The sequence below is a fragment of the Rahnella sp. P4_A8 genome (genome assembly GCF_056402435.1).
On sequence record NZ_JBFUHK010000003.1, the window covers coordinates 46,164 to 71,534 of the forward strand.

Below are 25,371 nucleotides of genomic sequence, written 5' to 3' on the forward strand. Positions count from 1 at the left end.
GTTTTTTATCTTCAATGAATATTCATTTTCAATGACAGGCAAATCACCCTTTCATCGGGTGGCACTTCATTTCGTATAAACAGGTGGCAACTCACGCAGGCGGCGGACAGATTTCACCACCAGCGCAATCGCATAATCAATTTCTTCTTCCGTTGTCCAGCGCCCCAGCGAGAAGCGAAGGGAGCTGTGCGCCAGTTCTTCACTTAATCCCAGAGCACGCAGAACATAGGAAGGCTCAAGGCTGGCAGACGTACAAGCCGAACCTGACGATACCGCCAGATCTTTCAACGCCATGATCAGAGACTCCCCTTCTACACCGGCAAAACTGACGTTGAGAATATTCGGTGCCGCATGCTTCGGCGTGCCGTTCAGAAACACCTGATCCAGCGCCTGAATGCCTTTCCACAGGCGATCGCGCAGTTCAGTCAGACGCGCTACTTCGGCGGTCATTTCTTCTTTGGCGATACGATAAGCCTCGCCCATCCCGACAATCTGATGCACCGGCAATGTACCGGAACGCATGCCGCGTTCATGACCGCCGCCGTGGATTTGCGCATCAATCCGCACTTTCGGTTTACGACTCACGTACAGCGCGCCGATGCCTTTCGGGCCGTAAATCTTATGCGCGGAAAACGACATCAGATCAACCTGCAACTCGCTGAGATCAATCGCAATCTTGCCCACACTTTGGGTCGCATCCACATGGAAAAGGATGCCCCGACTGCGGCACAGTTCGCCGATGGTCGCAATATCCTGTACCACGCCGATTTCATTATTCACCTGCATGATGGACACCAGAATGGTGTCCGGGCGCAGCGCCGCTTCAATCGCCGCTGGCGGAATAAAACCATCTGCCTGCGGCGCCAGATAGGTGACGTCGAAGCCTTCCGATTCCAGCTGTGCACAGGTGTCTAACACCGCTTTATGCTCAGTCTGGCTGGTAATAATGTGTCTGCCTTTCGCGCTGTGCGCGTGGGCGGCACCTTTAATCGCCAGATTGTCAGATTCGGTGGCGCCCGACGTGAAGACGATTTCACGCGGATCGGCATTAATCAGCTCGGCAATCAGGTTACGCGCTACATCCACCGCCTCTTCAGCCTGCCAGCCGAAACGGTGAGAACGGGAAGCCGGATTACCGAAAGTACCGTCCAGTGTTAAACACTGCATCATTTTCTGTGCAACACGCGGATCAACCGGCGTGGTGGCAGAGTAATCAAGATAAATAGGTATTTTCATGGCAGGTAGGCTCCGGACTGCGCGTTCGGCTTCGAACGAAAGAATTAAAAAACGACATCCAGTTTAAAACGGGTTCACGGCTTCTTAAAAGGGAAATGACGCTTTGCGGGCACTAATCGGTAAGAATTGACGTCAGAAAAGCAAAAGCCCGCGGAAATGTGCATTTCCGCGGGCTTTTAGTAACGTAAGAATTCGCATGCATCCCCTAAATCATTCGTGTCGCATCAAGGCGGCAACGGAGCAAACCCCGAGGCGGCGCGAAGGATGACGGGGATTAGGCTCGAAGATTGACGTTGATAGTTTCCATCTGGCGGCCATTCGGCTGACGACGGGTTTCACCGTTCTGACGGTCAGCCACTTCCAGGATTTCCTGATTATTGACCAGCTCTGCCAGCGTAATATTGTTCAGGAAGCCGCTGATGCGTTCGCTCAGATCACGCCATAAGGTGTGAGTCAGGCAACGTTCGCCATTCTGGCAGCCTTCTTTACCCTGGCAACGGGTCGCATCGACAGATTCGTCAACGGCAGTAATCACTGCGCCAACGGCAATATCACCAGAATCTTTACCTAACAGATAACCACCGCCCGGACCACGAACACTGGCAACCAGACCATTTTTGCGTAAGCGCGAGAAAAGCTGCTCCAGGTAAGAAAGGGAAATACCCTGACGCTCAGAAATGTCAGCCAGTGGTACTGGTCCTTCCTGGGAATGCAGTGCAACGTCGAGCATAGCGGTCACGGCATAACGGCCTTTGGATGTCAGTCTCATAGCATGGTTACCTGTTTAAATGACTTAGAAATTCAATAGTGCGGAACATGCAAACGAGTCTGCCATTCCCGAGTAAAACAGTCAACTATTTAACCTAGTAATTTACTCAAGTATTACAGTGCGGGCAGAACCGCACTATTGCTGTCATTTACTGATAATCGACAACACTTTGATAAAAAACAAAAAACTGGTTTTTTATAATCAAATTTCGATACTTATTCTTTGTTGCTATGAGTCTTTTCAATCGACGTCAGGATACCGCGCAGGATGTTTAATTCCTGAGATTCAGGTCGTGCACGGGTAAACAGACGGCGTAATTTGCTCATCACCTGCCCCGGATGTGCCTGACGAATAAAGCCGGTTTCCAGCAAGGTTTTTTCCAGATGCTGATAGAAACGTTCGAGATCGTCGACCAGCGGATACGGCGTTTCTTCGTATTCGATTTGCGGTTTTGCCGCTTCCAGCAAGGCCAGATGTGCGACGCGTACTTCATAGGCAATAATCTGCACAGCCATCGCCAGATTCAGCGAGCTGTATTCAGGGTTTGCCGGAATGCACACGTGATAGTTACATTTTTGCAGTTCTTCGTTGGTCAGCCCGACGCGTTCGCGGCCAAACACCAGCGCCACCGGCGCGGTTTGTGCGGCTTTCGCACTGTGCTCACCGCACTCGCGCGGTTCAAGCATCGGCCAAGGCAGTGTGCGGGAACGTGCGCTGGTACCGATCACCAGACTACAGCCAGCCAGCGCTTCATCAAGCGTATCAACAATTGTCGCGTTACCGATGACATCACTGGCTCCGGCAGACAAAGAGATAGCCTGCGAGTCAGGTTTTACCAGCGGATTCACCAGATAAAGGCTTGATAAACCCATGGTTTTCATAGCACGGGCGGTAGAGCCCATATTGCCAGTGTGGGACGTTTCTACTAATACAATGCGGATATTGGGCAGCATAGGAACTCTTAACCAGACGGAAAATCACAACAGCCTAACACAACGGTAGTTAATTTTCAGAACCCCTGCTATACTGCGCGCCGTTTCCCGTATTCCCGTTCTTTAACATCCTAGTTGGAAGATATCCATGCATCCGATGCTCACCATCGCCGTGCGCGCTGCGCGCAAGGCCGGTAACCTGATTGCCAAACATTACGAAACGCCAGACTCTGTAGAATCTACACAAAAAGGTACCAACGATTTTGTTACCAACGTAGACCGCGATGCAGAACACATGATTATCGATGTTATTCGCAAATCCTATCCAAAACACACCATCATCAGTGAAGAGTGTGGCGAGCTGGAAGGCGAAGACAAAGACGTACAATGGATTATCGACCCGCTGGATGGCACCACCAACTTCGTTAAACGCTTCCCACATTTCGCTGTTTCTATCGCCGTGCGCATCAAAGGCCGCACTGAAGTCGCGGTAGTTTACGATCCCATGCGTAACGAGCTGTTCACCGCAAGCCGTGGTCAGGGCGCACAGTTGAACGGTTACCGTCTGCGCGGTACTAACGCGAAAGATCTCGACGGCACCATTCTGGCGACCGGCTTCCCGTTCAAAGCAAAACAACACGCAACCAGCTACATGAATGTGGTTGGCAAACTGTTCACCGAATGTGCAGACTTCCGTCGCACCGGTTCTGCTGCGCTGGATCTGGCCTACGTGGCTGCTGGCCGCGTTGACGGTTTCTTCGAAATCGCCCTCAAGCCCTGGGATTTCGCTGGCGGCGAACTGCTGGTTCGTGAATCCGGCGGCGTGGTGACTGACTTTGTTGGCGGCCACAACCACTTCTCGTCAGGCAACATCGTTGCCGGCAACCCACGCGTCGTTAAAGGTATTCTTATGACCATGCGTGATGAACTGAGCGAAGCGCTGAAGCGTTAATTCCGCTGAGTATCAGTTAAAAAAACGGACGTCCTTTCGGGCGTCCGTTTTTTTATGTCTGTTGTTTATGTACAGGAGGTTATCCCCTGAATGGCCCGCCGGTTATCGGCGAAACATCACCGCCGCCCGTGCTGAAGAGCAAAATGCCCGCCACCAGCAGCACAATTCCGCCGGTCAGCGCCAGCAGCGACCAGGTGATCCGCTGCCACGCCGCAGGCGTGCGGGTTGCGCTTAGTTTCACCGCCAGCGCACGGCTGTAAAACACCAGTACGCCAATCAGGGAGACGGTCAGCGACGTGCCGATGGCCATCGTAATGGCTGAAATCACGCCCCAGCTGTAGACGCCAATCACCTTGGAAAACAGCAATACCATGATCGCGCCGGAACACGGGCGCAATCCCATCGCCAGCACAATCGCCACCTGCGTGCGCAAATCTCCGCCCGCCTGAAGCTGCTGATCGTTTGGCACATGCTGATGGCCGCAACCGCAATGTTCGTCGTGGACATGCGTTTCATTGCCCATCGGCGACAGGCTGTGGATTTTCATGGCGTGAACCGGACGCAAACTGTTGATGGTTTGCCACATCCGTTTAAGCGCCCGCCAGCACAACAGCAACCCCAGCAACATCACCAGAATGAAACTGCCCCGCTCCATCCAGAAACTGCTCTGATGCAGCTGACGCGAAGACAGTTGCAGCACGCCGAGCACCACACTGACCAATAATATTGCCACCAGCCCCTGCACAATCGCCGACGCGAAGGTCAGCTTCAGGCTGTTTTTCAGTCGCGAAGGATGCGTCGCCAGATAGGTGGTGATAACGATTTTGCCGTGCCCCGGCCCGATGGCGTGGATCACGCCATAAATCAGGCTAAAACCGGCCAGCGTCATACCCGCCTGCATCGGATTTTCTTTCACCTGCCGCAGCAGACCCGCCAGTTCCTGATGTAACTCCCGCTGCCAGATAATGCTGCTGAGCAAAATACGCGGCCAGTAATGGATTAACAGGGAAGCGCCGCCCGCCAGCAGCAACAGAAATACTGCCAGCGGCCAGAGATCGCGCCAGGACAGGGTTTTCGATGGCGTGGAGATTAATGACATTCCAGCGTGACCTTCTGAGCAAATTGCTGACCAAGATCCATGTCTTCCGGCGGGGCATCAGCCTTATCGAGTGACAGGGCATAATTTTGCAGCGAGGCATCCGGCTTCGGCGTAAACAGTGCCAGCGTACAGCGTTTTTCCAGCGCCGGTGGCAGATGCAACGCGGTTTTGTCTTTATAGGTCATATCGACAAAATACGAAGGATCAAAAGTGGAGAATTCCATCGGTTTGCCTTCCAGCCCTTGCGGTTTGGCCAGCGGCAGGACGAATTCCAGCACTGCCTGATCGCCCTTACGGGAAAGCTGATACTCACTGGGCAGATCCAGATATTTCACCGGTTTTCCGTCACGATAGAAATCTGTGAAGTAATGCTGACTCAGCACCCGCGCCATGACTTCGGCCGCCAGTTTCTTCCAGATATCAGACCCCGGCTTGGCGTTCTGTGCGTCGTACAACAAATCTGCCGAGGTGATTTCATCCATCGTCCAGACCATTTTCAGCCCGGTCAGCGAGGTTTCATTCGCCACGAGCGTGGTCTGCATATCAATAAAACTGTGCGGGTGCGCCAGCACCGTTGCGGGCAGACAGAACAGCGCAACGCCCAGCCATTTGGCGTAACGGGAGAAAGGCCGGTTCCGGGCCTGGTGTAACGTCATTTCCATATCAGGCGCCATTATATTGTTACTAAGTAACAGTATTTTGCTGTGCATTTAACCGGTCGTCAAAAATATCTGTGATCTGAGTTGTAAGCCGGAGTAAAAGCCAATCCCCGCGCCTTATTGCGGGCATTCGCTTTGCTATGCTTGACTAATAATTTCAGGCGATACCTTTTCGGCAGGTGATATGAATCCAGAAAAACAGCCCTCCCCTGCGCTTTCCGCTACGCAACGCCGTTGCCACGTGTTGCTGATGCTGTACGCGCCGCTGACGGCGGTTCAGCTGGAGATCATCAGCGAAATTAACGGCGTCGGGCTAGACATGACGTGGGAAGATCTGGCGGAAGTGACCTGCGAAATTCAGCGGATCCACCAGCTTGATGTGCTGCAGTACAGCGAAAAAGAATGCCGCATTCAGGGCGATACGCTCGCTCAAAGGCTGTGTTTATTTCAGGGCTTGCGCCGTACATTGCGCATTTCACCGGACTTCGTTTCCCGCCATTTTATTCCCTGGCTGCATATTGCCTTCGAAGGCCAGGCCTGCCCGAAGGCTGCTCTGCGCACCGACATTCTTGGCATGATGCTGGAAGACTGCGGCGCGTTATTACCCAAACCCCTGAGCGGACACGACCGCCAGCTGATGCTCATCTGCCTGCAATACTGTCTGTGGCAAAACAATGGCCCGACCGGCTTACGCTTCACCGAACAACAGCGTCGCTGGCTGCGCGAAAAGCCCGAATATCCTGCCGCCCGCGAACTGTTTATTCAGTTACAGGAACTCAGCAACGGCCGGCTGGATGAGTGCGAATGTGAGTTTTTCACCCTGATGTTACGTATGCTGAAAATCCACAGTTATCAGAGTTCCGGTTCGACGGAAGATCAGCGGCTGTTATTAGAAATTGAAAATATGGTGGCGCGTTTTCAGGATATCGCCGGGATGAAATTCAGCAGTTACGAAGGGCTGGTCGGCCAGCTTTTCGCCCATCTGGGCCCGGCGATCGAACGCTGTCATTTTGGCATCGGCATCGACAATCTGATGCAGGAAGAAGTGAACCGCATGTATCCGCGTCTGGTGCGAACCACCCGCGAGGCGTTGCAGGGTTTCGAACACGAATATCTGATTACGCTTTCTGAGGATGAAATCGGGCTGGTGGCGATCACTTTCGGCGCGTGGCTGATGCAGGGTAATGCCTTGCAGGAAAAACAAATTTTGCTGCTGACGCACGACAATCCGCAGCTGGAAGAAGCGGTCGAGCAGCAAATTCGCGAAGCGACGCTGCTGCCGCTGAACATTAAATATCAGACGCTGGCGGATTTCTATAAATTTGGTGCGCCGAGTGGCGTAGCGCTGATTGTCACCCCTTACGCCACCCGCAGCACCGACGCCGACCCGCTGGTGATCCACACGCAACTACCGCTGGCCAAAGAGCAGCGTAAACGTATCCGCTCGCTGCTCGAAGCCCCCTAACGGGCTGACGTCACCGGCGCTGACGGCGTAACCACCGGACGCAGGAAAATCGCCGGCACCGCCAGCAGCGCCATCACCCAGAACAATCCGGCATGCAGATGTTCGAACAGGAAACCGGATACCATGGTCATCACGGCCACGCCGCCCCCCATCGCCAGTGCGGAATACACCGATTGCAGGCGGATCACCTGATCACGTGGTCGTGCAGCGATAAATCGCATGCCCGCCAGATGGCAAACCGTAAACGTGCCACAGTGCAGAATCTGCATCACAATCAGCCACGGCAACGCGGTAAACGCCCCCATCATTCCCCAGCGCACCACGCCACACACGGCCGAAAGCAGCAGCAGATCCCGCGCTGACCAGCGGCTGAACAGCTGTTTGCTAAAGGTAAAGACCAGCACTTCCGCCACGACGCCCAGCGACCACAAATAGCCGATGGTCGTGGAAGAATAGCCCACGTCCTGCCAGTAAATTGCACTGAAACCGTAATACGCCGCATGGGCGCCCTGCAACAGCGTCACACATAACAGGAAACGCCAGACTGGTTTTTCGCCAAGCAACGCTTTCCACGAAATACCCGGCGCACCGCTGGTACGCGGCTCTCCCACCGGCTTCACGCTCGGGCGCAGCAACATGCCGAGCAACATCGCGGCCACGCCTGCGGTCAGTGTGTACAAAATCGCCTTATGACCGTAGACCTCAACCAGCTTGCCGGTCACCGCCGATCCAATCACGAAGGCAATGGAGCCCCAGACACGCACCTTGCCGTAATCCATATTGATCTGGCGTTGCAACGTGCCTGCCAGCGCATCGGTCAGCGGCACCAGCGGACCGAAAAACAGACTGAAACCGGCAATGTTGATCATCAGCCACGCCCAGCCGTTGCCAAACCAGAACCCGACGGCAAACGCCAGCGTGAGCAACGCGAGGATGCGTAAACCGGTGATGAGGTAAGACGGGTCTTTGATGGACGGAGAAATGATTAACGTGCCGAGAAAACGGGCGACCAGACCAGCACCCAGCAACAAGCCGATGCTTTCGGAGGAGATCCCCTCACCTTTAAGCCACAGGCCCCAGAAAGGAAGAAAAATACCGTAACTGAAAAAATAGGTGAAATAACTGAGTGCAAGCCAGCGCGTGGAACGCAATTCCATAAATCCTCCGGTGTGAGGCCAATACTTTGACAAAGCTCACAATCGCTAGCAATCCGCAGACGCTTTCATACTCCCGTAATGTCTGCCAGCTCACAAATTCTGATACATGCCCATAAAAAAACCCGCCGTAGCGGGTTTTAGCAGCTTAACGGCTTCGCAAATATTACGCGTAAACCGGGAAACGTGCACAGATGTCGAGAACTTTCTGTTTAACGCGTTCGATCGTTGCTTCGTCGTTCACGTTGTCCAGCACGTCACAGATCCAGCCAGCCAGTTCGCGCACTTCAGCTTCTTTGAAACCACGACGGGTCACAGCCGGGGTACCGATACGCACACCAGAGGTCACAAACGGGCTCTTCGGATCGTTAGGTACGCTGTTTTTGTTCACAGTGATGTTAGCGCGACCCAGAGCGGCATCGGCTTCTTTACCGGTCAGATTCTTATCGACCAGATCCATCAGGAACAGGTGGTTGTGCGTACCGCCGGAAACCACTTTGTAGCCGCGTTCCAGAACTACAGCCACCATTGCCTGTGCGTTTTTAGCCACCTGCTGTTGGTAAGCTTTGAACTCAGGTTCCATCGCTTCTTTCAGTGCTACCGCTTTACCGGCAATCACGTGCATCAGCGGGCCGCCCTGACCACCCGGGAAGACAGCAGAGTTCAGTTTTTTGTAGAACTCTTCGTCGCCGCCTTTCGCCAGAATCAGACCGCCGCGTGGGCCAGCCAGCGTTTTGTGCGTGGTGGTGGTCACGATGTGTGCGTGTGGAACCGGGTTCGGGTAAACGCCCGCAGCAATCAGACCGGCAACGTGTGCCATGTCAACGAAGAAGTAAGCGCCAACGCTGTCGGCGATTTCACGCATTTTTGCCCAGTCAACGATACCGGAGAATGCAGAGAAGCCGCCGATGATCATTTTTGGTTTGTGCAGTTCGGCCTGACGTTTCACGTCTTCGTAATCGATGTCGCCGCTTTCGTCGATACCATAAGGCACCACGTTATACAGTTTACCGGAAAGGTTAACCGGTGAACCGTGCGTCAGGTGACCGCCATGGCCAAGGTTCATCCCCAGAATGGTGTCGCCCGGTTGCAGCAGTGCGGTATACACCGCGAAGTTTGCCTGTGAGCCGGAGTGCGGCTGAACGTTGGCGAAATCTGCACCGAACAATTCTTTTGCACGGTCGATAGCCAGTTGTTCAACGATGTCGACGTACTCACAGCCACCGTAATAACGTTTGCCCGGGTAGCCTTCTGCATATTTGTTGGTCAGTTGCGAACCCTGAGCCTGCATGACACGCGGGCTGGTATAGTTTTCTGACGCAATCAGCTCGATATGTTCTTCCTGACGAACAACTTCTTTTTCCATTGCTGCCCACAGCTCAGCATCATAATCGGCAATGTTCATTTCACGCTTTAACATCCGCATCTCCTGACTCAACAAACTAAAAATAAACGCCCCTTCCGGGTTCTGCGCCACAGTGTAAATGTTTAAGCGGCCTTCGGATAGGGTCAGTTTGAGGTTTTTAGGCAAACGATTGGCTCCAGATACAGCAAGGCTTTGATCTGCGAACATCTGTCCATAATCAAGGGATAAATATTCACCTGAACATGTACAAATTTCAGCTTTGTGACTCAGCCCCTGTCGGGAAAAGCCCTTACCCCTTTAGGGGGTGTTTACAGAAATAGTGGGTTTATATAAGATTCATTTAAAATACATGTTTAAATAAAATCATCACAGACAAGGTGTTCACCATGCTTGATTCAGCCACTATCGCCACCGTTAAATCCACTATTCCTTTGCTCGCTGCGACCGGTCCGAAACTGACCGCACACTTTTATGACCGTATGTTTGCGCATAATCCCGAACTGAAAGACATCTTCAATATGAGCAACCAGCGCAACGGCGATCAGCGTCAGGCGCTGTTTGATGCCATCTGCGCTTATGCCGCTAATATTGAAAATCTGGCGGCGCTGCTGCCTGCAGTGGAACGCATCGCGCAAAAACACACCAGCTTCACCATCCAGCCTGAGCAATACAATATTGTCGGCGCTCACCTGCTGGCAACGCTGGATGAAATGTTCAGTCCGGGTCAGGAAGTGCTGGATGCATGGGGCAAAGCCTATGGCGTGCTGGCGAATGTGTTTATTAACCGTGAAACCGAGATTTATCAGGACAGCGCAGAAAAAACGGGTGGCTGGCGCGGCACGCGTGAATTCCGCATCGCCGAAAAACAACCGCAGAGTGAGCTGATTACCTCTTTCCTGCTGGAACCTGTCGACGGTAAACCGGTGGCCGACTTCCAGCCGGGGCAATATCTGGCGGTATATATCCGCGATGCCTCACTGGAAAATCAGGAAATCCGCCAGTATTCCCTGACCCAGGCACCGAACGGCAAAACCTACCGCATCGCGGTAAAACGCGAAGGGCAAGGTGCCGTATCCAACTTCCTGCATAATTTTGCGCAGCCGGGCGACATCATTCATCTTGCTGCCCCTCACGGTGATTTCTTTATGGATATCAGCGATACCACGCCGGTGGCGCTGATTTCTGCAGGTGTTGGTCAGACGCCGATGTTGGGTATGCTCAATACGCTGGCAGAACGCGGACATCATGCGCCGGTACAATGGCTGCACGCGGCTGAAAACGGTGCCGTGCACGCATTTGCCGGTGAAGTGACAAGCGCGCAGAAAAACCTGCCGCAACTGGAAAGCCATGTCTGGTATAACCGGCCACAGGCGAATGATTTACCCGGTGAAGATTTTCAGTATGAAGGGCTGATGGATCTGAGCAAAGTCAGCGCACAGCTGAGCGATCCGGCGATGCATTTCTACCTGTGCGGTCCGGTCGGCTTTATGCAGTTTGCAGCGAAACAACTGCTGGCGATGAACATCAGCGAAGCCAACATTCATTACGAATGTTTCGGTCCGCACAAAGTCCTTTAATCCCTGCACGAAAAGAAAAGGCTGACACAGAATGTCAGCCTTTTTTATTGCTGTTCAGTACAGATTAATGACGACGTCGGCGACGTACAAAGAACAGCGCAATCAGCAGGATAACCACCAGTCCCGCAATGCCCATGCCCCAGTGCGCCAGTTCAAGCAACGGCGAAGGTTTGCCACCTGCACGCAATTCTTTCACGCGGTCAGATGTCACTTTCGCCTGATCGTTACCAAACTGCCGCAACAACTGATTGCTCAGCGTAGCGACCTGCGTATCCGACAGTAAATGCTCAAACGCTGGCATCGCGACATCTTTGCTTTCCGGCCCGCGCTGCACGCCATGCAGAATCGCCATCACCAGGTTGTCGCTGTTCAGGTGCCCGAGCGCTGTATTATTGATCAGCGACGGCAGGCCACCGTCCTTGCTGCCACGGCCGTCGGGCTGATGGCAACTGGCACAATAGCCGTCATAAACCTGCCAGCCAGTCATTTTATCGGCATCAGCCGGACGCGGAACACCACGCAAAGTATCGGCATAATTTGCCGGTGATCCGAACTGGTCTGCGGCTCTCGCCTGCCCTTGCTGACTGACCGGCGTGGTCTGTTTCAGCCAGACGGCAATTGCCTGCAAATCGCTGTCACTCAGATGGCTGAGGCTATGGTCGATCGCTTCCGCCATCGGCCCTGCCGCCTGTGCTTTACCCGGCGCGTGACCGGTTTTCAGGTAACCGGCGATCTCACCGGTGCTCCAGTTGCCAATCCCGCTGACCGCATCCGACGTAATGTTCGGCGCGAACCAGGTGCCCAGACTGCTGCCGCCCAGCGCTTTATCGCCCTGCTCGGCCATCAGCGCATTACGCGGCGTATGGCAGGTGCTGCAGTGCGCCAGTGCCTCGCCGAGATACGCGCCACGGTTGACCTGATCGCTTTTCGACGGATCGGCTTTAAACGCGCCTTTTTCGAGGAACAGTAAATTCCAGCCTGCCATCGACAAACGCACGTTGAACGGGAACGGCAGCGCCGTCGGCGTTGACGGCACATCCACCGGCTCCACGCCCTGCATAAAGTAGGCGTACAGCGCTTTCATGTCGTCATCGCTGATTTTGGCATACGAGGTGTACGGCATCGCCGGATACAGATTCGCACCATCACCGCGCACGCCATCACGCACCGCGTGTTCAAATTGCTCCAGCGTGTAATTGCCGATACCGTCTTTTTTAGACGGTGTAATGTTGCTCGAGTAAATAGTGCCCAGTGGCGTTGCCAGTCCGAGGCCACCGGCGAACGGTTTGCCGCCTTCGGTGGAGTGACAGGCCACGCAGTCCCCGGCGACCGCGACATATTCGCCTTTCCTGATCAGCGCATCCTGTTCCGGCGATAACGCGGCATAAGCTGTGCCCGCCGTCAGGCTCAGGCCAAAGGCCAGCAACGCGCCCGTCAGACGTTTTTGAGTTAAACGATTCAGAGTCATGTCAGTCAGCCTATAGCGCAGTTTTGGCAAGATGATCAGCAGTGCGTAACGCCAGTGCGACAGCGGTCAGCGTCGAATTGACCGTGGCCGAGGTCGGCATGACACCGGTACTGGTGATGAACAGATTTTCATGGTCATGAGTACGTCCGAACGCATCCACCACGGAATCTTTCGGGTCATGCCCCATGCTCATCGTGCCGGTAATATGCTGGTTGTTGCCATAAACGCCCGGCTTGCTGAAGCGCAAATTGGTGCCGCCCATCAGTCTGGCGATCTCGGTATATTCCTTCACTGCGCGCGCCATACCGCGATGCACATAATCGTCCATGTGGTAAATCGCTGCCGGTTTCGGGATACCCAGTTTGTCTTTTTTGTCGCTGAGAATGATGCGGTTATCGTAATTCGGCAACTGCTCCATCACGTTTTTCAGGCTGGTCTGGTGCGAGGCACGGCGACGAATTTCGTTATCCAGGCTGATGCCGTAAACGCCTTCCGCCAGCAGATCTTGCGTTACCGACTGCACCTGAGATGAGTTGGCGATATCGATACGGAACGAGGCGTAATCTTTACGGAAATCGCCGTCGCGCAGGCTGTTGATAGACGCCGGACTCATTGGCCCGCGCCCCGCCCACAACGGTTCTTCGGTTTCGAAGGTCAGTGAGTTACTCGGGTGATCCATCAGATGACGCCCGACGGTGCCGGAACTGTTTGCCAGCCCGTCAGGATATTTATCGCTGGCGGAGATCAGCAGCAGTTTCGGACTTTCGATGCCGTTCGCCGCCAGCACAAAGTTTTTCGCCGTAACTTTATGTTCGCCTTTATCCGGGTCGTAATAATGCGCGGCAACAATACGGCCTTTCTCATCATGCTCCAGACGGTAAACCACCGCGCTGGTGATCAGTTTTGCACCCGCCGCTTCAGCCGCCTGCGCGGCGATGCCGCCGTGATATTGCGCGTCAATCGGGCAAATCGGCATGCAGTTGTTGTTACCACAGCAGGCAGGACGGCCGTCATAGTTACGGCTGTTACGGGCGGTGGTGTTAACGATCACCTCATAACCGCCCGGTGCCAGACGCTCGCGGAAACGCTGTTGCAGCCAGGATTCAGCGACCGGTTCCATCGGGAAGGGCTGGCTGCGCGGTGAACCGTTATTCGGCGCACCGGACACGCCCATTTTCACTTCGGCTTCGTAATAAAACGGTTCCAGCTCTTCGTACGACAACGGCCAGTCACGCCCGACGCCGTACAGTGTTTTAATCTTCATATCATTAGGCAGAACACGCCATGCCTGCGCCGCCCAGTGCCAGGTCGTGCCGCCCATAATGCGGATGTATTCCGCCGGGAAAGGATACGGCCCCTGCTGTTGCAGATAATCATTATCTTCCGGTTTATATACCGGATGCGGTGACCAGTCCGAGTACGGATATGGCGACATAAAGTCTTTTTTGCGCGGCGAATTACGGAAGTTTTCAGTCAGCGTACCGCGATCAATACGCGGGCCGGATTCGAGAATAATGACGGAGATGCCCTGTTTTGCCAGACGCTGTGCGACCAGCGAGCCGCAGATCCCCGAGCCGATGACGACGACGTCAGCGGAAAGTTGTTCACTCATTGTTTAACCCTTTTTGAACGTTATTTTCAGACAGGCTGTTTTGCCCAGGTGCCGTAAGCGCCGTAGGCATAACTCGGCGGATTGAGGTGATCGCGAACCGCAACATTCATCAGCGCATTTTCATACGCCAGACAAACCGCCTGTTTGCCATCGCCGACCACACCGAGATACCACGCCTGAAGAATGCTGCGCGGCAATTTCGCCAGCGCGGGCTGCTGTGCATCGAGCGCTTTTTGCAGTTCAGCGGCATCAATGTGATTCGCCGTAATAAACGCCTGCAACGCCTGAACCTGCGCGGTGAAGTCCGGATACAGCGCTAACATCGTCTGGTAATAACGTTCAGAAAGGGCCAGGTCCAGCCGGTCGTGACCGGTCAGATACAGCGAGAGTTGGGTGAAATCCTGTTTTGCCTGTGACAAACCGGCAACCGGCGCGGCATAGACCGGGCTGAGCAGCAGCTTATTCATCAACGGAACGGAAAGCGCCGCCAGTGCGCCCCCTAAAAATACGCGCCGGGAAATGCGTATGGGTTTTTCTGGTTGTGACATTGCAAAGCCTTCTGAATGGGTGTGAAAACCACGATCAACGGAGATCAATCCACACCAGTTCCGGCCGCCTGATACTTTCACCCTGAATTGTTTTAGTGGGTGATTACAACGTATCTGACAGGTTATCTGAACTGGTATAACAACAAACGTGATTTTACTCTCACTTTTTCAATGAAGTCACAATAAAAACCCCACAAATTTCACACAAAACTAACAAATAGCATTTTTTGTGGTTATTGGCGGAGAGGAACTTTGGGGGCTGATGAACAGAATTAACCGCTAAGAACTGGATAAACAAAGAGTTGAGAAGTAATGTGGTTAAAAAAAGATTGGTATAACAAGACAGGAAGGAGGAAACGGGGAATAACAGAGGAAAAACTCAGGGCCGGTAACATCGTATTACCCGCCCTGATGAAACATTAAATCGCTTCTTCGTCCTGCTCGCCGGTACGGATACGCACCACACGCGCCACATCAAACACGAAGATTTTACCGTCGCCGATTTTACCGGTCTGCGCGGTGGTCATAATAGTTTCCACGCAGGTATCCACGATGTCATCCGCCACGACAATTTCGATTTTCACTTTTGGCAGGAAATCGACCATGTATTCCGCACCACGGTACAGTTCTGTGTGACCTTTCTGACGGCCAAAGCCTTTCACTTCGGTCACGGTCATCCCGGTAATCCCGACTTCAGCCAGTGCTTCACGGACATCGTCGAGTTTGAATGGCTTGATAATCGCATCAATCTTTTTCATGGCGGACCCTTATAATCATTCGTTTGCTCTCCGCCTTCCTGAGCGGCAGCATGGTTCACAATCTGGTTTCGGATGCCGGAGGCATGCGAAGGCGCTAAAGGTATCATAGTTCAGCGGCAGGAATGTACCTCAAGCCTCTGAAAGTAAATTCCCGTTACTCTTTAAAATCCGTCGCTTCTAATTCATGACGGGACAGCAACTTGTAAAACTCGGTGCGGTTACGCCCGGCAATACGTGCTGCCTGCGTCACGTTGCCTTTGGTGATTTGCAGCAACTTGCGCAGATAATTCAGCTCGAACTGATTACGTGCATCGGCAAACGTTGGCAGCGCGGTATTTTCACCTTCCAGCGCCTGTTGCACCAGCGCTTCGCTGATCACCGGTGCAGACGTCAGCGCCACACATTGCTCGATGACGTTCACTAACTGGCGCACATTGCCCGGCCAGCTGGCAGCCATCAGCCGTTTCAGCGCATCCGTCGAAAAACTGCGCACAAAAGGTTTATGTCGCTGCGCCGCAACACGCAGCAGATGATTGGCCAGCAGCGGAATGTCTTCTGATCTTTCACTCAACGTCGGCAGCTTCAGGCTGACGACATTGAGGCGATAAAACAGGTCTTCGCGAAACTCACCCTTCTCCATCGCTTTTGGCAAATCACGGTGCGTCGCAGAAATAATGCGCACATCCACATCGACATCCTGATTGCTGCCCAGCGGGCGCACCTTGCGTTCCTGCAACACGCGCAGCAATTTCACCTGCAGCGACAAGGGCATATCGCCGATTTCATCAAGGAACAATGTGCCGCCGGTCGCTGCCTGGAAAAGACCTTCACGGCTGCTCACCGCGCCAGTAAACGCCCCTTTGGCATGACCGAATAATTCGGATTCCAGCAACTGTTCCGGCAATGCGCCACAGTTAATGGCAATAAAGGCTTTCTTGCCGCGCGGGCTGGCACCGTGAATGGCCTGCGCCAGCACTTCTTTACCGGTGCCGCTTTGGCCGTTAATCAGCACGCTGACATCAGACTGTGCGACCATATTGGCCTGTTCAAGCAGACGCAACATAATCGGGCTGCGGGTGACAATCGATTCGCGCCAGCTTTCATCGACTGACGGGCTGGACTGCGCCAGCGCTTCATCGATAGCTTTATACAGCGCATCGCGGTCAACCGGCTTGGTGAGAAATCCAAATACGCCCTGCTGGGTGGCGGCGACCGCATCGGGAATAGAACCGTGTGCCGTCAGAATGATCACCGGCATGCCGGGCTGGAATTTCTGGATTTCGGCGAAAAGCGCCATGCCGTCCATTTCATCCATGCGCAAATCGCTCAGCACCAGATCAATACGTTCGCGATGCAGCAAACGCAACGCTTCAGCGCCGCTTTCCGCCGTGGTGACGCGAAAACCTTCGCTGGTCAGGCGCATGCCCAACAGTTTTAACAGGCTGGGATCGTCATCAACCAGCAATAAGCTGGCAGCTTTACGTATCGTCATTTGGCGTTCTGATCCTTAGCGGGCGGCGCATAGGTTTCGGCAGGTTTGACCGGCTTACCGGATGTCGCTTTCGCAGGTACGCTGGCGTCGTTATCCGGCAAATCTCCCTGAATTTGTTTACGCGAGGAAAGCTGACGCTCAATGTCGGTCAGGTTTTCCAGTTTACGCCGCGTATCCGCAAGATTGTTTTCCAGCACCTGCTGTCCGGCGATCATCGTCTGAAGTTTTTCTTCATTCATCACCTGCTGACGGGCGTTGCGGGCTTTTTCATCCCCCAGCACCACCTGCAAATTCTGGCGTTCACGCCATAACTGCACCAGCGGGCGAATCGAACCCGGCATCTGGCCACGGTACTCGCTCACTTTCGCCAGCAATGCGCGACGCTGTTGCTGATCGGGATCCGCGCCGGCAAGCAGGATGCTTTGTTTAAACACCTGTTCCCAACTTGTGGCCGGGATCTGCTGCGCCTGGTAACGCGCCTGCGCATCACTCATCCGGTCAGCGCAGTCCATCGCCCGTAACCAGTACAGCGAATTGGTCAGCGCGTCGCTGTCATCCAGCGCCCAGAGGGTTTCACAGGGCGCAATGCGAAAGTCGATCACTTTGCTGTCAGGCACGACCTGATCGGAAACTTGCTGATAATAGGGGTTACTGGCGGAATGCGGCGCGCAGCCTGCAAGCACCAGCGGTATGCTCAATAAGATTACCCGGCAGCGTAACAGCACATGCAGCCAGCCTGAAAATTTCATCATTATTCATTCTTCTCAGCCGTCAGGGGCAATTCGATACGAAAACAGACGTCCGCATCCTCAACGGCAACCAGTTGCAGCTCTCCATGCATGCGGCGAATACAGTCCTGAGCAATACTCAACCCCAGACCGCTGCCTTTTACAGCCCCTTTCCTCTGCTGGCTACCCTGGTAAAAAGGTTCAAAAATCATCGTGCGCTCGGCCTGCGGGATCGGTATTCCGGTGTTCGCCACCTCGATTATCACCCGTCCGTTTTCCTGCCGGCTACGGACCCAAATAGTACCGGATTCAGCCCCGTAGTGCACCGCATTGGAATAGAGATTATCCAGCACCCGCCTCAGTAAGGTCGGTTCCGCCAGACACCGGGGTGCGCCGATCATCACTTCACTGCGGATTTTCTTTGCGCGGGCGGGCAGGCTGTTAGCCGTTACGACGTCATCCACCAGCGCTTTAAGATCGACAAACACACTCAGCGTCGGCGCATCAGCCAGCTTGCGGTTGTAATCGAGCAGTTGTTCAATCAGCGTTTGCAGGTGACGGCTGCTGCTATTGAGGATAGCCACCACCTCTTTTTGATCCGGCGTCAGCGGCCCGGCCACTTCATCTGCCAGCAGTTCGGTGCCTTCACGCATACTGGCGAGCGGGGTTTTAAGTTCATGAGAAATATGGCGCAGGAATTCGTGGCGCTGTGATTCCAGCCAGGCAAGACGTTCACTCAGCCAGACGATGCGCTGCACCAGCGAGCGGATCTCCCGCGGCCCTTTGAAACGGGTCACATCGCCCAGATTACGTCCTTCACCCAGCCGGTTGATCATTCGTTCAACACCTTTCACCGGCCCGATAATCATGCGGGTGAACAGCACCACCAGCGCGCCACTGAGCAGAAAAAGTACCAGCGCCTGCCAGCCAAAGAACTGACCACGTTCAGCAATCGCGCGCTGGAGTTGCTGTCCGCGCGAGAACACCACTTCCCGTGTCGCCTGAACCATCTCAGCATTGGTGCGCGAGAAATTTTCCAGCCGTGCAGAGGAATCTTTATCCGGCGAGTTATTCAGGCAGGCCGGTTGTGTCAGTTGAGTCAGTAAGGTGCGCAACGTCTGGTAATAGCGTAAATCCGGCAGCACAGACGCATGGGCATCCAGCAACTGGGCATATTGCTTGTGCTGATTCTGATAAAGGCGGGAAAGGGTCGGATCGTCAAGGACGCAATACTGGCGGTAGCTGCGCTCCATCTCCAGCGCGATGCCGGACATCGATTCACTGCGACGCGCATCACTCAGCGTGGTGCGGTTGATACGCGCCGCCTGCCGGCTGAGCTGATCCAGGCTGTCATAGGCCTGATAGGCCAGCACCAGCAACGGCAGCATCACCAGCAGGAAAGCCATTAAGACCAGCTGACGTAACGAGCCGGGGAATAAACGTCCTCTTTTCAACGCATTCATCTCATTGACCACAGATAACGTCATGCTAGCGGACAACGGTTTGAACAGCCAGTGTCAGAGAGGATATGTAAAAGGATTGGGAAACAAAAAGGCAGACTTCAGAGGGGTTGGTGTTGCAGAACATCCTGACGGATGTTCTGCAAACCGGAAGAGGTGGTGCCTCACTCAACGTGTCGTTCGATGTTTGATAACGTGCTTGCGCAACGATTATCGGTCGGGTGAACGATAGGCACCGTTTCTTTGGCGTCATTCGGACATTATGAGCATATCAACGCTTTCGCGTGAGCCAATCATAATCAGGTGAATGAGCAACTGCCCGATTCTAGCAGGATGCGTGCCAACTTTAAAGTTTAATTATCAAGCAGATGAATTTAAAGGTTTTTTATTTTAAATGTGTTTTCAGGCATCTGCAAGACGCGCAATAACCCGTTTAAAAAACACCCGGAGTGTCGCCAAAACCCAACAGTATTCGATGAGGTAATTCAAACGCTTAATTATCAATATGTTAAATGTCTCCAAATGACGACAGCACATAACGTGATTGTCGCCATTTTATGACACACGCTGTTTCGCAGGGGGATGACGGCGTTCCGTCGCAGAAAATATACGCAATGAAAAAATCTGCCGGTTTCACGGCCGCTTATACCTCCCGTTAAAGAGAAGCTGCAATATCATTATTCTTAAGAAGTGATTAAGTCATTAAAAAAACTCATATGTTATATTCCCCACCATATTCCCCTAAAATTTACCCGCGAGATTATTATGTTTTCACATAAAAAATCAGGAATTCATTTTATTAAAAAGCAGGATATTAAATATTCATCTGGAGATAAGGAAAAAATACTCAACAGTTGGCGTTCCCTGCCGAAAAACTATTTGCTGGTTCATGCCTTTGAGGGTGAAGAAAGTCCTTTTTGCCAGCACCGCGCAGAGTCTATTTTAAGCAGTTGGGATATTATCAGCACCTCGTTGGTTGACTTAAAAGATATTAAACCCTTAACCAAAATTAAACGCTATACCGGGATGTATTGCACCACAGCCTTAATTCTGGATGTCCCGGTGCAAAATATTCTTGGGACGCATCCGACTGACGTCTGGTTTCCTAATCATATCGGGCGTGAAAATGACTATGCAGCGGGAAGAATTATCGATGCTTCAGCCCTGAGTCGGGCGATATTCCGGGGAGAAGGCAAAGAAGATTACCATTGTGAAGGTGGATATCAACGACTGCTGACACCTCAGTCGCTTCTGTCAGAAGATAAAAAAACACGCTCTATCGAATCACATAATGAGGTACTCATTATTGGTCGCCCGGGAGTTAAGTTATATGCAGGTCTGCCGGCAACACAAAGGATCCGGGTGCGCAAAATAGTCGTTGCCGAACCGACAGAGAGTAACAGCATGTATGACTATTATGCAGGCTCACCAGAAACAGTCGCCGCTAAAGTGGCGGAAATCAACGAATTAGAATACGAAATAGTTTGAAGGAATTTCGATAAGTACAGGATCCCGCCTGATGTAACACCATAACGATGAAAGCAGACTTAATAAAATATTGACTATTTCAGGATTGATATCATGCCATTTTTCAAAAAGAAAACCCCGACATTATCGCCGCATGCAATGTATTTAGCTGAGCGGGAAAAGCGGGGCGATAGAATAAAAGCGCGGAATCTGCAAAAAGCAGCCATACTGCAAAGCTGGGCCGTACTGCCTGAGCGCCATGTTTTGGTCCATACCTTTGAACTGCAAGAAAGCCCGTTCTGCCGTCAGGACGCAGCCTCCCTGTTTAATAGTTGGGATGTCTTCAGCACATCATTGGTTGATTTAAACGATATTAAAAAATTCACGACAGAGTCTTTTCGTTACACAGGGATGTATCACAACATCGCGCTGGTTCTTGACGTCCCCCGACAAAATATCCTCGGGACATTCCCGCGTGACGTGTGGTTTATGAACCATGCCGGACGGGAAGGATGTAACCCCCAAGGGCGGGTGCTCCAGCCCTATGGACTTGTGGAGTGCATTCAGAGCGGAAGAGGGGTAGGTGACTTCAGATGCGAGGGTGGCTATCAGCAACTTTTGACCCCCGCGGCTCTCATGACGCAAGATAAAGTGATCCGTAATCAATTTACCCACAATGAAATACTGATTATCGGCCGCCAGGGTCTGAATCTCTATGACGGGCTCCCCGCAACTCAAAGCATCCGGGTGACGAGAGTGTTAGGCGCCGATAAGAGGCAGTCTCCTGACTACAGTAAAGTCCCTGCTGGTCACATGAAGACCACGGAAGAGATTGGAAAACACGTTGCCCGGCTCAACAACGTGCCCTTTGAAATGCTCTGATCACACGCCCGGATCAATGCTCACTGAAACCGAGTGAATTTGGCGCCGGCACCGGTTGTTCGCAGTCTGCCGGATTATCCGCTTTGGCCGGATCACACATCACCGCCTGCGGCGGCAGGAAAATATGGTCGAGGATCGCCCGCGCGGTCGGCCCGGCCACCACACCATCACCGCCGCCATTTTCCATGATCAGCGCCATCACCACCGTCGGGTGTTTATAAGGCGCAAACGCAGTATAGAAAATATGGTCGCGCAAACGTACCGGCGTCATTTTGGCGTTATACACCTGATTTTCGCGCAGACTGAATACCTGTGATGTTCCGGATTTTGCCGCAATCTGATAAGGCGCGGTGTGGAAAAGTTTATAACCGGTACCATTCGGGAGATTAGCCATCCCGAACATCCCGTTTTTCACGATGCCCCAGATGGGCGATTTCGGGTCAGCGATTTGCTGCGTCGGCGGCATTTTATACGGCGTGATCACTTTGCCGCTTTTGGCGGAATATAACAGGTGAGGCGTTTCCAGTTTACCGTTGTTCACCAGTGCGCTCAGCGCCCGCACCATCTGGATCGGCGTCGCCACCCAGTAGCCCTGACCGATACCGACAGACACCGTGTCGCCCTGATACCAGCCCTTTTTATGTACCTTCAGTTTCCATTCACGACTCGGCAGCACACCGTTATATTGCTCATCCAGATCAATACCGGTCGATTGCCCGTAACCAAATTTACTCAGCCAGGTATGAATACGATCGATGCCCATTTCATAGGCCACCTGGTAGAAGAAAGTATCAGCGGACTCTTCGATAGCTTTGGTGACATTCAGCAGGCCGTGACCGGTTTTCAGCCAGTCGCGGTAATGCCGTTCTGTACCCGGCAGCGTCCAGGTCGGCGCACCAAAGAACGTGGTTTGTGGCGTGATCACCCCTTCAAACAGCGCCGATGTTGCCATAAACGGTTTCACCGTCGAGGCCGGCGGATACAGCCCCTGGGTCACACGGTTGATCAGCGGCAGATCCGGGTTCTTCAGTAACGCGCTGTATTGCTTACTGGAAATGCCGTTCACAAACGGGTTCGGATCATAGCTCGGGCTGGAGACCATCGCTTTGATCCCGCCGTCACGCGGATCCATCACCACCACTGCCGCACGCTGCCCTTTCAGCACTTTTTCGATGTACTGCTGCAAATCCAGATCAAGCGTCAGATAGATATTTTGCCCGGCCTGCGGCGGAACCTCTTTCAGTAAACGCACCACATGACCGTGGTTATCGACCTCGACTTCCTGATATCCGGTGCGGCCATGCAAAATGTTTTCATAGTATTTTTCAACGCCCTGCTTACCGATATCGTGGTCAGCCGCGTAATTCTCAGCGATACCCTCCGCCTCGAGGCGTTTGGCATCTCTGTCGTTTATCTTCGAAACATAACCCACAACATGCGCCAGTTCCGCACCGTACGGATAACGGCGCTGCTGATAGGTGCTGATAGAGACGCCGGGGAAATCAAACTGATTGACGGAAAAACGCGCCACTTCAACATCCGTCAGCGCCAGCTTCAGAGGGATCTGCGCAAAGCGACGTCCGTGGATCATCGCATCGTGAAAACTGTCCAGATCGTCCTGTGTCAGATCGACAATGGGTTTCAGCGCATTCAGCGTGGCGTTGAGATCAGGCACTTTTCCCGGGATGACTTCAATCTGGTACAGGGTGATATTTTGCGCCAGCACGACACCGTTGCGATCCATGATCAACCCGCGACTGGGCGCGATCGGCAGCATTTTGATGTCATTCTGATTCGAGCGGGTCTGATAAAAATCATGCATGCCCACCTGCAGGTGATACAGGTTAAACACCAGCGCAGACGACAGGAGGATCACCACCATAAATGCGATCACGGCACGACGAACGAAAAGGACGGACTCGGCAGTATGGTCGCGGATTTCGTCGTTAAGTAAGGCCATAAGCGGGCAAATACCTTTTTTGTCTGCTTCTTGAAGCGGGCGAAAATGAAAAAAAGTGGGGACCGGAAAAGTGCGCAAGGATAGCCCGTCGTGCAACAGGCGACTATAAGAAGTGTGCTAATGAACTGGCAGGAGTGTTTCTATTTATTGCAGGGCGTTGCGGACAGACGTAACGCCCGGATTCAGAAAATGCTGTGGCCAGGATTTTTACTTCGCGGTATTCACTTTGCAATCTCCGTAAACATAACCTTCGGTTTGCGTGGCGACAACAAAACTGTCTTTTACGTGAATATACATCAGGTTATCTTGTGCACCGGCTTTCATGGGCTGATTGTCTTTGCCGATGATGTCCGTCAGTTCCGGGCTGGTGACCATTTTGCTGCCATCCGGAGAAAAGCTGAACGTATTACCCGCATCATAGACCTGTGCGTTTTTATTGACGACTTCAGAAACATCGTTGCCATCATCAGACTGCGTGTGGTGCGTTAATACACATTGATACTGAGTGACAGCAGATGCTGAAAACGACGCCAACACCAGGGTAACCGCCACAAAACTGCCTAACCTGACCATCAGATAAATCCATAAAGTGAGCAAGGGTTCCATGCTATCACTTGTCTGGCTGATAGAAAGAGTCCGGAAAAAAAATATTCACATGCTGAATGACTTAACGGGAATCCACCATCATTGATGATGCCGCCAGTCCCGGATGCGTGTTCACCCCTTTTTTATACTGCCGCTAAGAAAAATCCTGCCTATAATCCGCAGATTGCACTTAAGTGATTAACAAAGGATTGAGATGAAATCGTTCAAAGTACCCGGTATGGAAATGCAGTTACGTTTCCACGAGTTACCAGGGCTGGGTGTGCCGCTGGTCTTTTTACACGGTCTCGGCTGTGCAGCTTCCTGCGATTTTCCACGGGTGGCGACAGATGCTTCCCTGCGCCCGCGTCGCTCGCTGCTGCTGGATTTCGCCGGTTCAGGTTACAGCGATAAACCCGATGATTTCAGCTACAGCCTCCGGGCGCATACTGATTGTGTGATTGCCTGGCTGGAAAGCCTGGGTGTGCCACAGGTCAATTTAATCGGTCACAGCATGGGCGGCAGCATTGCCATTATGGTGGCAGCGCAGCGCCCTGACCTGATCCAGCGCCTGATTGTCGCCGAGCCAAATCTGGATGCCGGCGGCGGCACCTTCAGCCGCGCGGTGACTCAGTATTCAGAAGAAGCATATCTGCGCGAGGGCCATACACATCTGATTGATGTCGCCGTACGCGGGAATAATCACATCTGGGCAGGATGTATGAGCATCGCCTCGCCGCTGGCCATCCACCGTCAGGCGGTCGGGCTGGTAAAGGGGGAAACGGTATCATGGCGCGAACAGCTTTATCAGCTTGAAATGCCTGCGACGGTGTTGTTTGGTGAGTTTTCACTGCCTGAACCGGATGTCGCCGTTTTGCCGCAACATGGTGTTCAGACCGCCATTGTGCCGCAAGCCGGTCACTCGATGATGTGGGAAAACCCGACCGGCGTCGCGGCCGCGATTAATGCCGCGCTGAATACCGGGGCCTTGTAGACCGGAACGCAGAAACAAAAACGAGCTCAAACGGCTCGTTTTTTTCACCTTATTAATAATTAATCGTTTAAAACTCCCCCGGTCAGAATCTTTCTGATGCAGCCAATGACACAACGAAACCTTTGTAACCCTGCCTGAAAAAACTAAATAACAGATTAGTGATCCAGATCAACTAAAACCCGCGCCCCGCAAGGCCTGCAGCGGTGTTTTA

General features: G+C 53.1%; 22 protein-coding genes. 6 read left to right on the forward strand and 16 right to left on the reverse strand.

Annotated features, from left to right (window positions below):
• Nucleotides 1–66 precede the first annotated feature (66 nt).
• From AC1DUO_RS02600 to trmJ, 3 genes are all read right to left on the reverse strand, one after another.
• Nucleotides 67–1,236 (reverse strand): IscS subfamily cysteine desulfurase, encoded by a 1,170-nt coding sequence (locus tag AC1DUO_RS02600; RefSeq protein ID WP_314523439.1) that lies wholly within the window; start codon nucleotides 1,234–1,236, stop codon nucleotides 67–69.
• Nucleotides 1,237–1,510: 274 nt separating this feature from the next.
• Nucleotides 1,511–2,005, reverse strand: coding sequence for a Fe-S cluster assembly transcriptional regulator IscR (iscR, locus tag AC1DUO_RS02605; RefSeq protein ID WP_013574363.1), 495 nt, complete (start codon nucleotides 2,003–2,005; stop codon nucleotides 1,511–1,513).
• 215 nt (nucleotides 2,006–2,220) lie between these two features.
• Nucleotides 2,221–2,958 (reverse strand): tRNA (cytosine(32)/uridine(32)-2'-O)-methyltransferase TrmJ, encoded by a 738-nt coding sequence (trmJ, locus tag AC1DUO_RS02610; protein ID WP_013574362.1) that lies wholly within the window; start codon nucleotides 2,956–2,958, stop codon nucleotides 2,221–2,223.
• Nucleotides 2,959–3,085: 127 nt separating this feature from the next.
• Between trmJ and suhB the strand changes: the two genes are divergently transcribed.
• Nucleotides 3,086–3,889, forward strand: a complete 804-nt coding sequence (gene suhB, locus AC1DUO_RS02615) for an inositol-1-monophosphatase (protein ID WP_013574361.1) — start codon at nucleotides 3,086–3,088, stop codon at nucleotides 3,887–3,889.
• A 79-nt stretch (nucleotides 3,890–3,968) separates the two neighbouring features.
• On the opposite strand, the gene AC1DUO_RS02620 is transcribed toward suhB, so the two are convergent.
• Nucleotides 3,969–4,988 carry a nickel/cobalt transporter gene (locus AC1DUO_RS02620; protein ID WP_449632209.1) on the reverse strand — a complete coding sequence of 340 codons (1,020 nt, stop codon included), beginning with the start codon at nucleotides 4,986–4,988 and terminating at the stop codon, nucleotides 3,969–3,971.
• The gene (locus AC1DUO_RS02625) at nucleotides 4,979–5,644 is read right to left on the reverse strand and encodes a DUF1007 family protein (protein WP_223509731.1); all 666 of its coding nucleotides are present in this window, start codon (nucleotides 5,642–5,644) and stop codon (nucleotides 4,979–4,981) included. The genes AC1DUO_RS02620 and AC1DUO_RS02625 overlap by 10 nt, the downstream gene beginning before the upstream one ends.
• A 187-nt stretch (nucleotides 5,645–5,831) precedes the next feature.
• Here AC1DUO_RS02625 and csiE point away from each other — a divergent pair, with 187 nt between their 5' ends.
• A complete protein-coding gene (csiE, locus tag AC1DUO_RS02630) occupies nucleotides 5,832–7,112 on the forward strand; it encodes a stationary phase inducible protein CsiE (protein ID WP_013574358.1) in 1,281 nt (426 codons plus the stop codon).
• Here csiE and AC1DUO_RS02635 read toward each other — a convergent pair.
• Entirely contained in the window at nucleotides 7,109–8,269 is a 1,161-nt protein-coding gene (locus AC1DUO_RS02635) for a 3-phenylpropionate MFS transporter (protein WP_013574357.1), read from the reverse strand. The genes csiE and AC1DUO_RS02635 overlap by 4 nt on opposite strands.
• Before the next feature lie 163 nt (nucleotides 8,270–8,432).
• Entirely contained in the window at nucleotides 8,433–9,686 is a 1,254-nt protein-coding gene (gene glyA, locus AC1DUO_RS02640; protein WP_015689472.1) for a serine hydroxymethyltransferase, read from the reverse strand.
• Between the two features lie 332 nt (nucleotides 9,687–10,018).
• Between glyA and hmpA the strand changes: the two genes are divergently transcribed.
• The gene (gene hmpA / locus AC1DUO_RS02645; protein WP_153374834.1) at nucleotides 10,019–11,209 is read left to right on the forward strand and encodes an NO-inducible flavohemoprotein; all 1,191 of its coding nucleotides are present in this window, start codon (nucleotides 10,019–10,021) and stop codon (nucleotides 11,207–11,209) included.
• A gap of 64 nt (nucleotides 11,210–11,273) precedes the next feature.
• Here the strand turns inward: hmpA and AC1DUO_RS02650 are convergent, their stop codons facing one another.
• From AC1DUO_RS02650 to AC1DUO_RS02680, 7 genes are all read right to left on the reverse strand, one after another.
• Entirely contained in the window at nucleotides 11,274–12,677 is a 1,404-nt protein-coding gene (locus AC1DUO_RS02650; RefSeq protein ID WP_119261338.1) for a cytochrome c, read from the reverse strand.
• A 10-nt stretch (nucleotides 12,678–12,687) separates the two neighbouring features.
• On the reverse strand, nucleotides 12,688–14,289 hold the full coding sequence (locus AC1DUO_RS02655; RefSeq protein WP_013574353.1) for a GMC family oxidoreductase: 1,602 nt from the start codon (nucleotides 14,287–14,289) through the stop codon (nucleotides 12,688–12,690).
• 26 nt (nucleotides 14,290–14,315) lie between these two features.
• Complete coding sequence (locus tag AC1DUO_RS02660; protein WP_013574352.1) at nucleotides 14,316–14,837, reverse strand: sorbitol dehydrogenase family protein; 522 nt, start codon at nucleotides 14,835–14,837, stop codon at nucleotides 14,316–14,318.
• A 419-nt stretch (nucleotides 14,838–15,256) separates the two neighbouring features.
• Entirely contained in the window at nucleotides 15,257–15,595 is a 339-nt protein-coding gene (gene glnB / locus AC1DUO_RS02665) for a nitrogen regulatory protein P-II (protein WP_013574351.1), read from the reverse strand.
• A 154-nt stretch (nucleotides 15,596–15,749) separates the two neighbouring features.
• Complete coding sequence (gene glrR / locus AC1DUO_RS02670; RefSeq protein WP_013574350.1) at nucleotides 15,750–17,087, reverse strand: two-component system response regulator GlrR; 1,338 nt, start codon at nucleotides 17,085–17,087, stop codon at nucleotides 15,750–15,752.
• Complete coding sequence (qseG, locus tag AC1DUO_RS02675; protein WP_013574349.1) at nucleotides 17,084–17,839, reverse strand: two-component system QseEF-associated lipoprotein QseG; 756 nt, start codon at nucleotides 17,837–17,839, stop codon at nucleotides 17,084–17,086. The genes glrR and qseG overlap by 4 nt, the downstream gene beginning before the upstream one ends.
• The gene (locus tag AC1DUO_RS02680; RefSeq protein ID WP_112151350.1) at nucleotides 17,839–19,278 is read right to left on the reverse strand and encodes a sensor histidine kinase; all 1,440 of its coding nucleotides are present in this window, start codon (nucleotides 19,276–19,278) and stop codon (nucleotides 17,839–17,841) included. Before AC1DUO_RS02680 ends, qseG begins: the two co-directional genes overlap by 1 nt.
• Nucleotides 19,279–20,040: 762 nt before the next feature.
• On the opposite strand from AC1DUO_RS02680, the gene AC1DUO_RS02685 reads away from it, so the two are divergent.
• Both AC1DUO_RS02685 and AC1DUO_RS02690 read left to right on the forward strand, forming a co-directional pair.
• Complete coding sequence (locus tag AC1DUO_RS02685; protein ID WP_013574347.1) at nucleotides 20,041–20,763, forward strand: hypothetical protein; 723 nt, start codon at nucleotides 20,041–20,043, stop codon at nucleotides 20,761–20,763.
• A gap of 93 nt (nucleotides 20,764–20,856) precedes the next feature.
• Nucleotides 20,857–21,624, forward strand: a complete 768-nt coding sequence (locus AC1DUO_RS02690; RefSeq protein ID WP_013574346.1) for a hypothetical protein — start codon at nucleotides 20,857–20,859, stop codon at nucleotides 21,622–21,624.
• A gap of 13 nt (nucleotides 21,625–21,637) precedes the next feature.
• On the opposite strand, the gene mrdA is transcribed toward AC1DUO_RS02690, so the two are convergent.
• Together mrdA and AC1DUO_RS02700 are read right to left on the reverse strand one after the other, a co-directional pair.
• On the reverse strand, nucleotides 21,638–23,584 hold the full coding sequence (gene mrdA, locus AC1DUO_RS02695; RefSeq protein WP_013574345.1) for a penicillin-binding protein 2: 1,947 nt from the start codon (nucleotides 23,582–23,584) through the stop codon (nucleotides 21,638–21,640).
• 207 nt (nucleotides 23,585–23,791) lie between these two features.
• The gene (locus AC1DUO_RS02700) at nucleotides 23,792–24,190 is read right to left on the reverse strand and encodes a hypothetical protein (RefSeq protein WP_015689469.1); all 399 of its coding nucleotides are present in this window, start codon (nucleotides 24,188–24,190) and stop codon (nucleotides 23,792–23,794) included.
• Between the two features lie 193 nt (nucleotides 24,191–24,383).
• Between AC1DUO_RS02700 and AC1DUO_RS02705 the strand changes: the two genes are divergently transcribed.
• Entirely contained in the window at nucleotides 24,384–25,160 is a 777-nt protein-coding gene (locus AC1DUO_RS02705; protein WP_013574343.1) for an alpha/beta fold hydrolase, read from the forward strand.
• The last annotated feature ends 211 nt before the right edge of the window (nucleotides 25,161–25,371 follow it).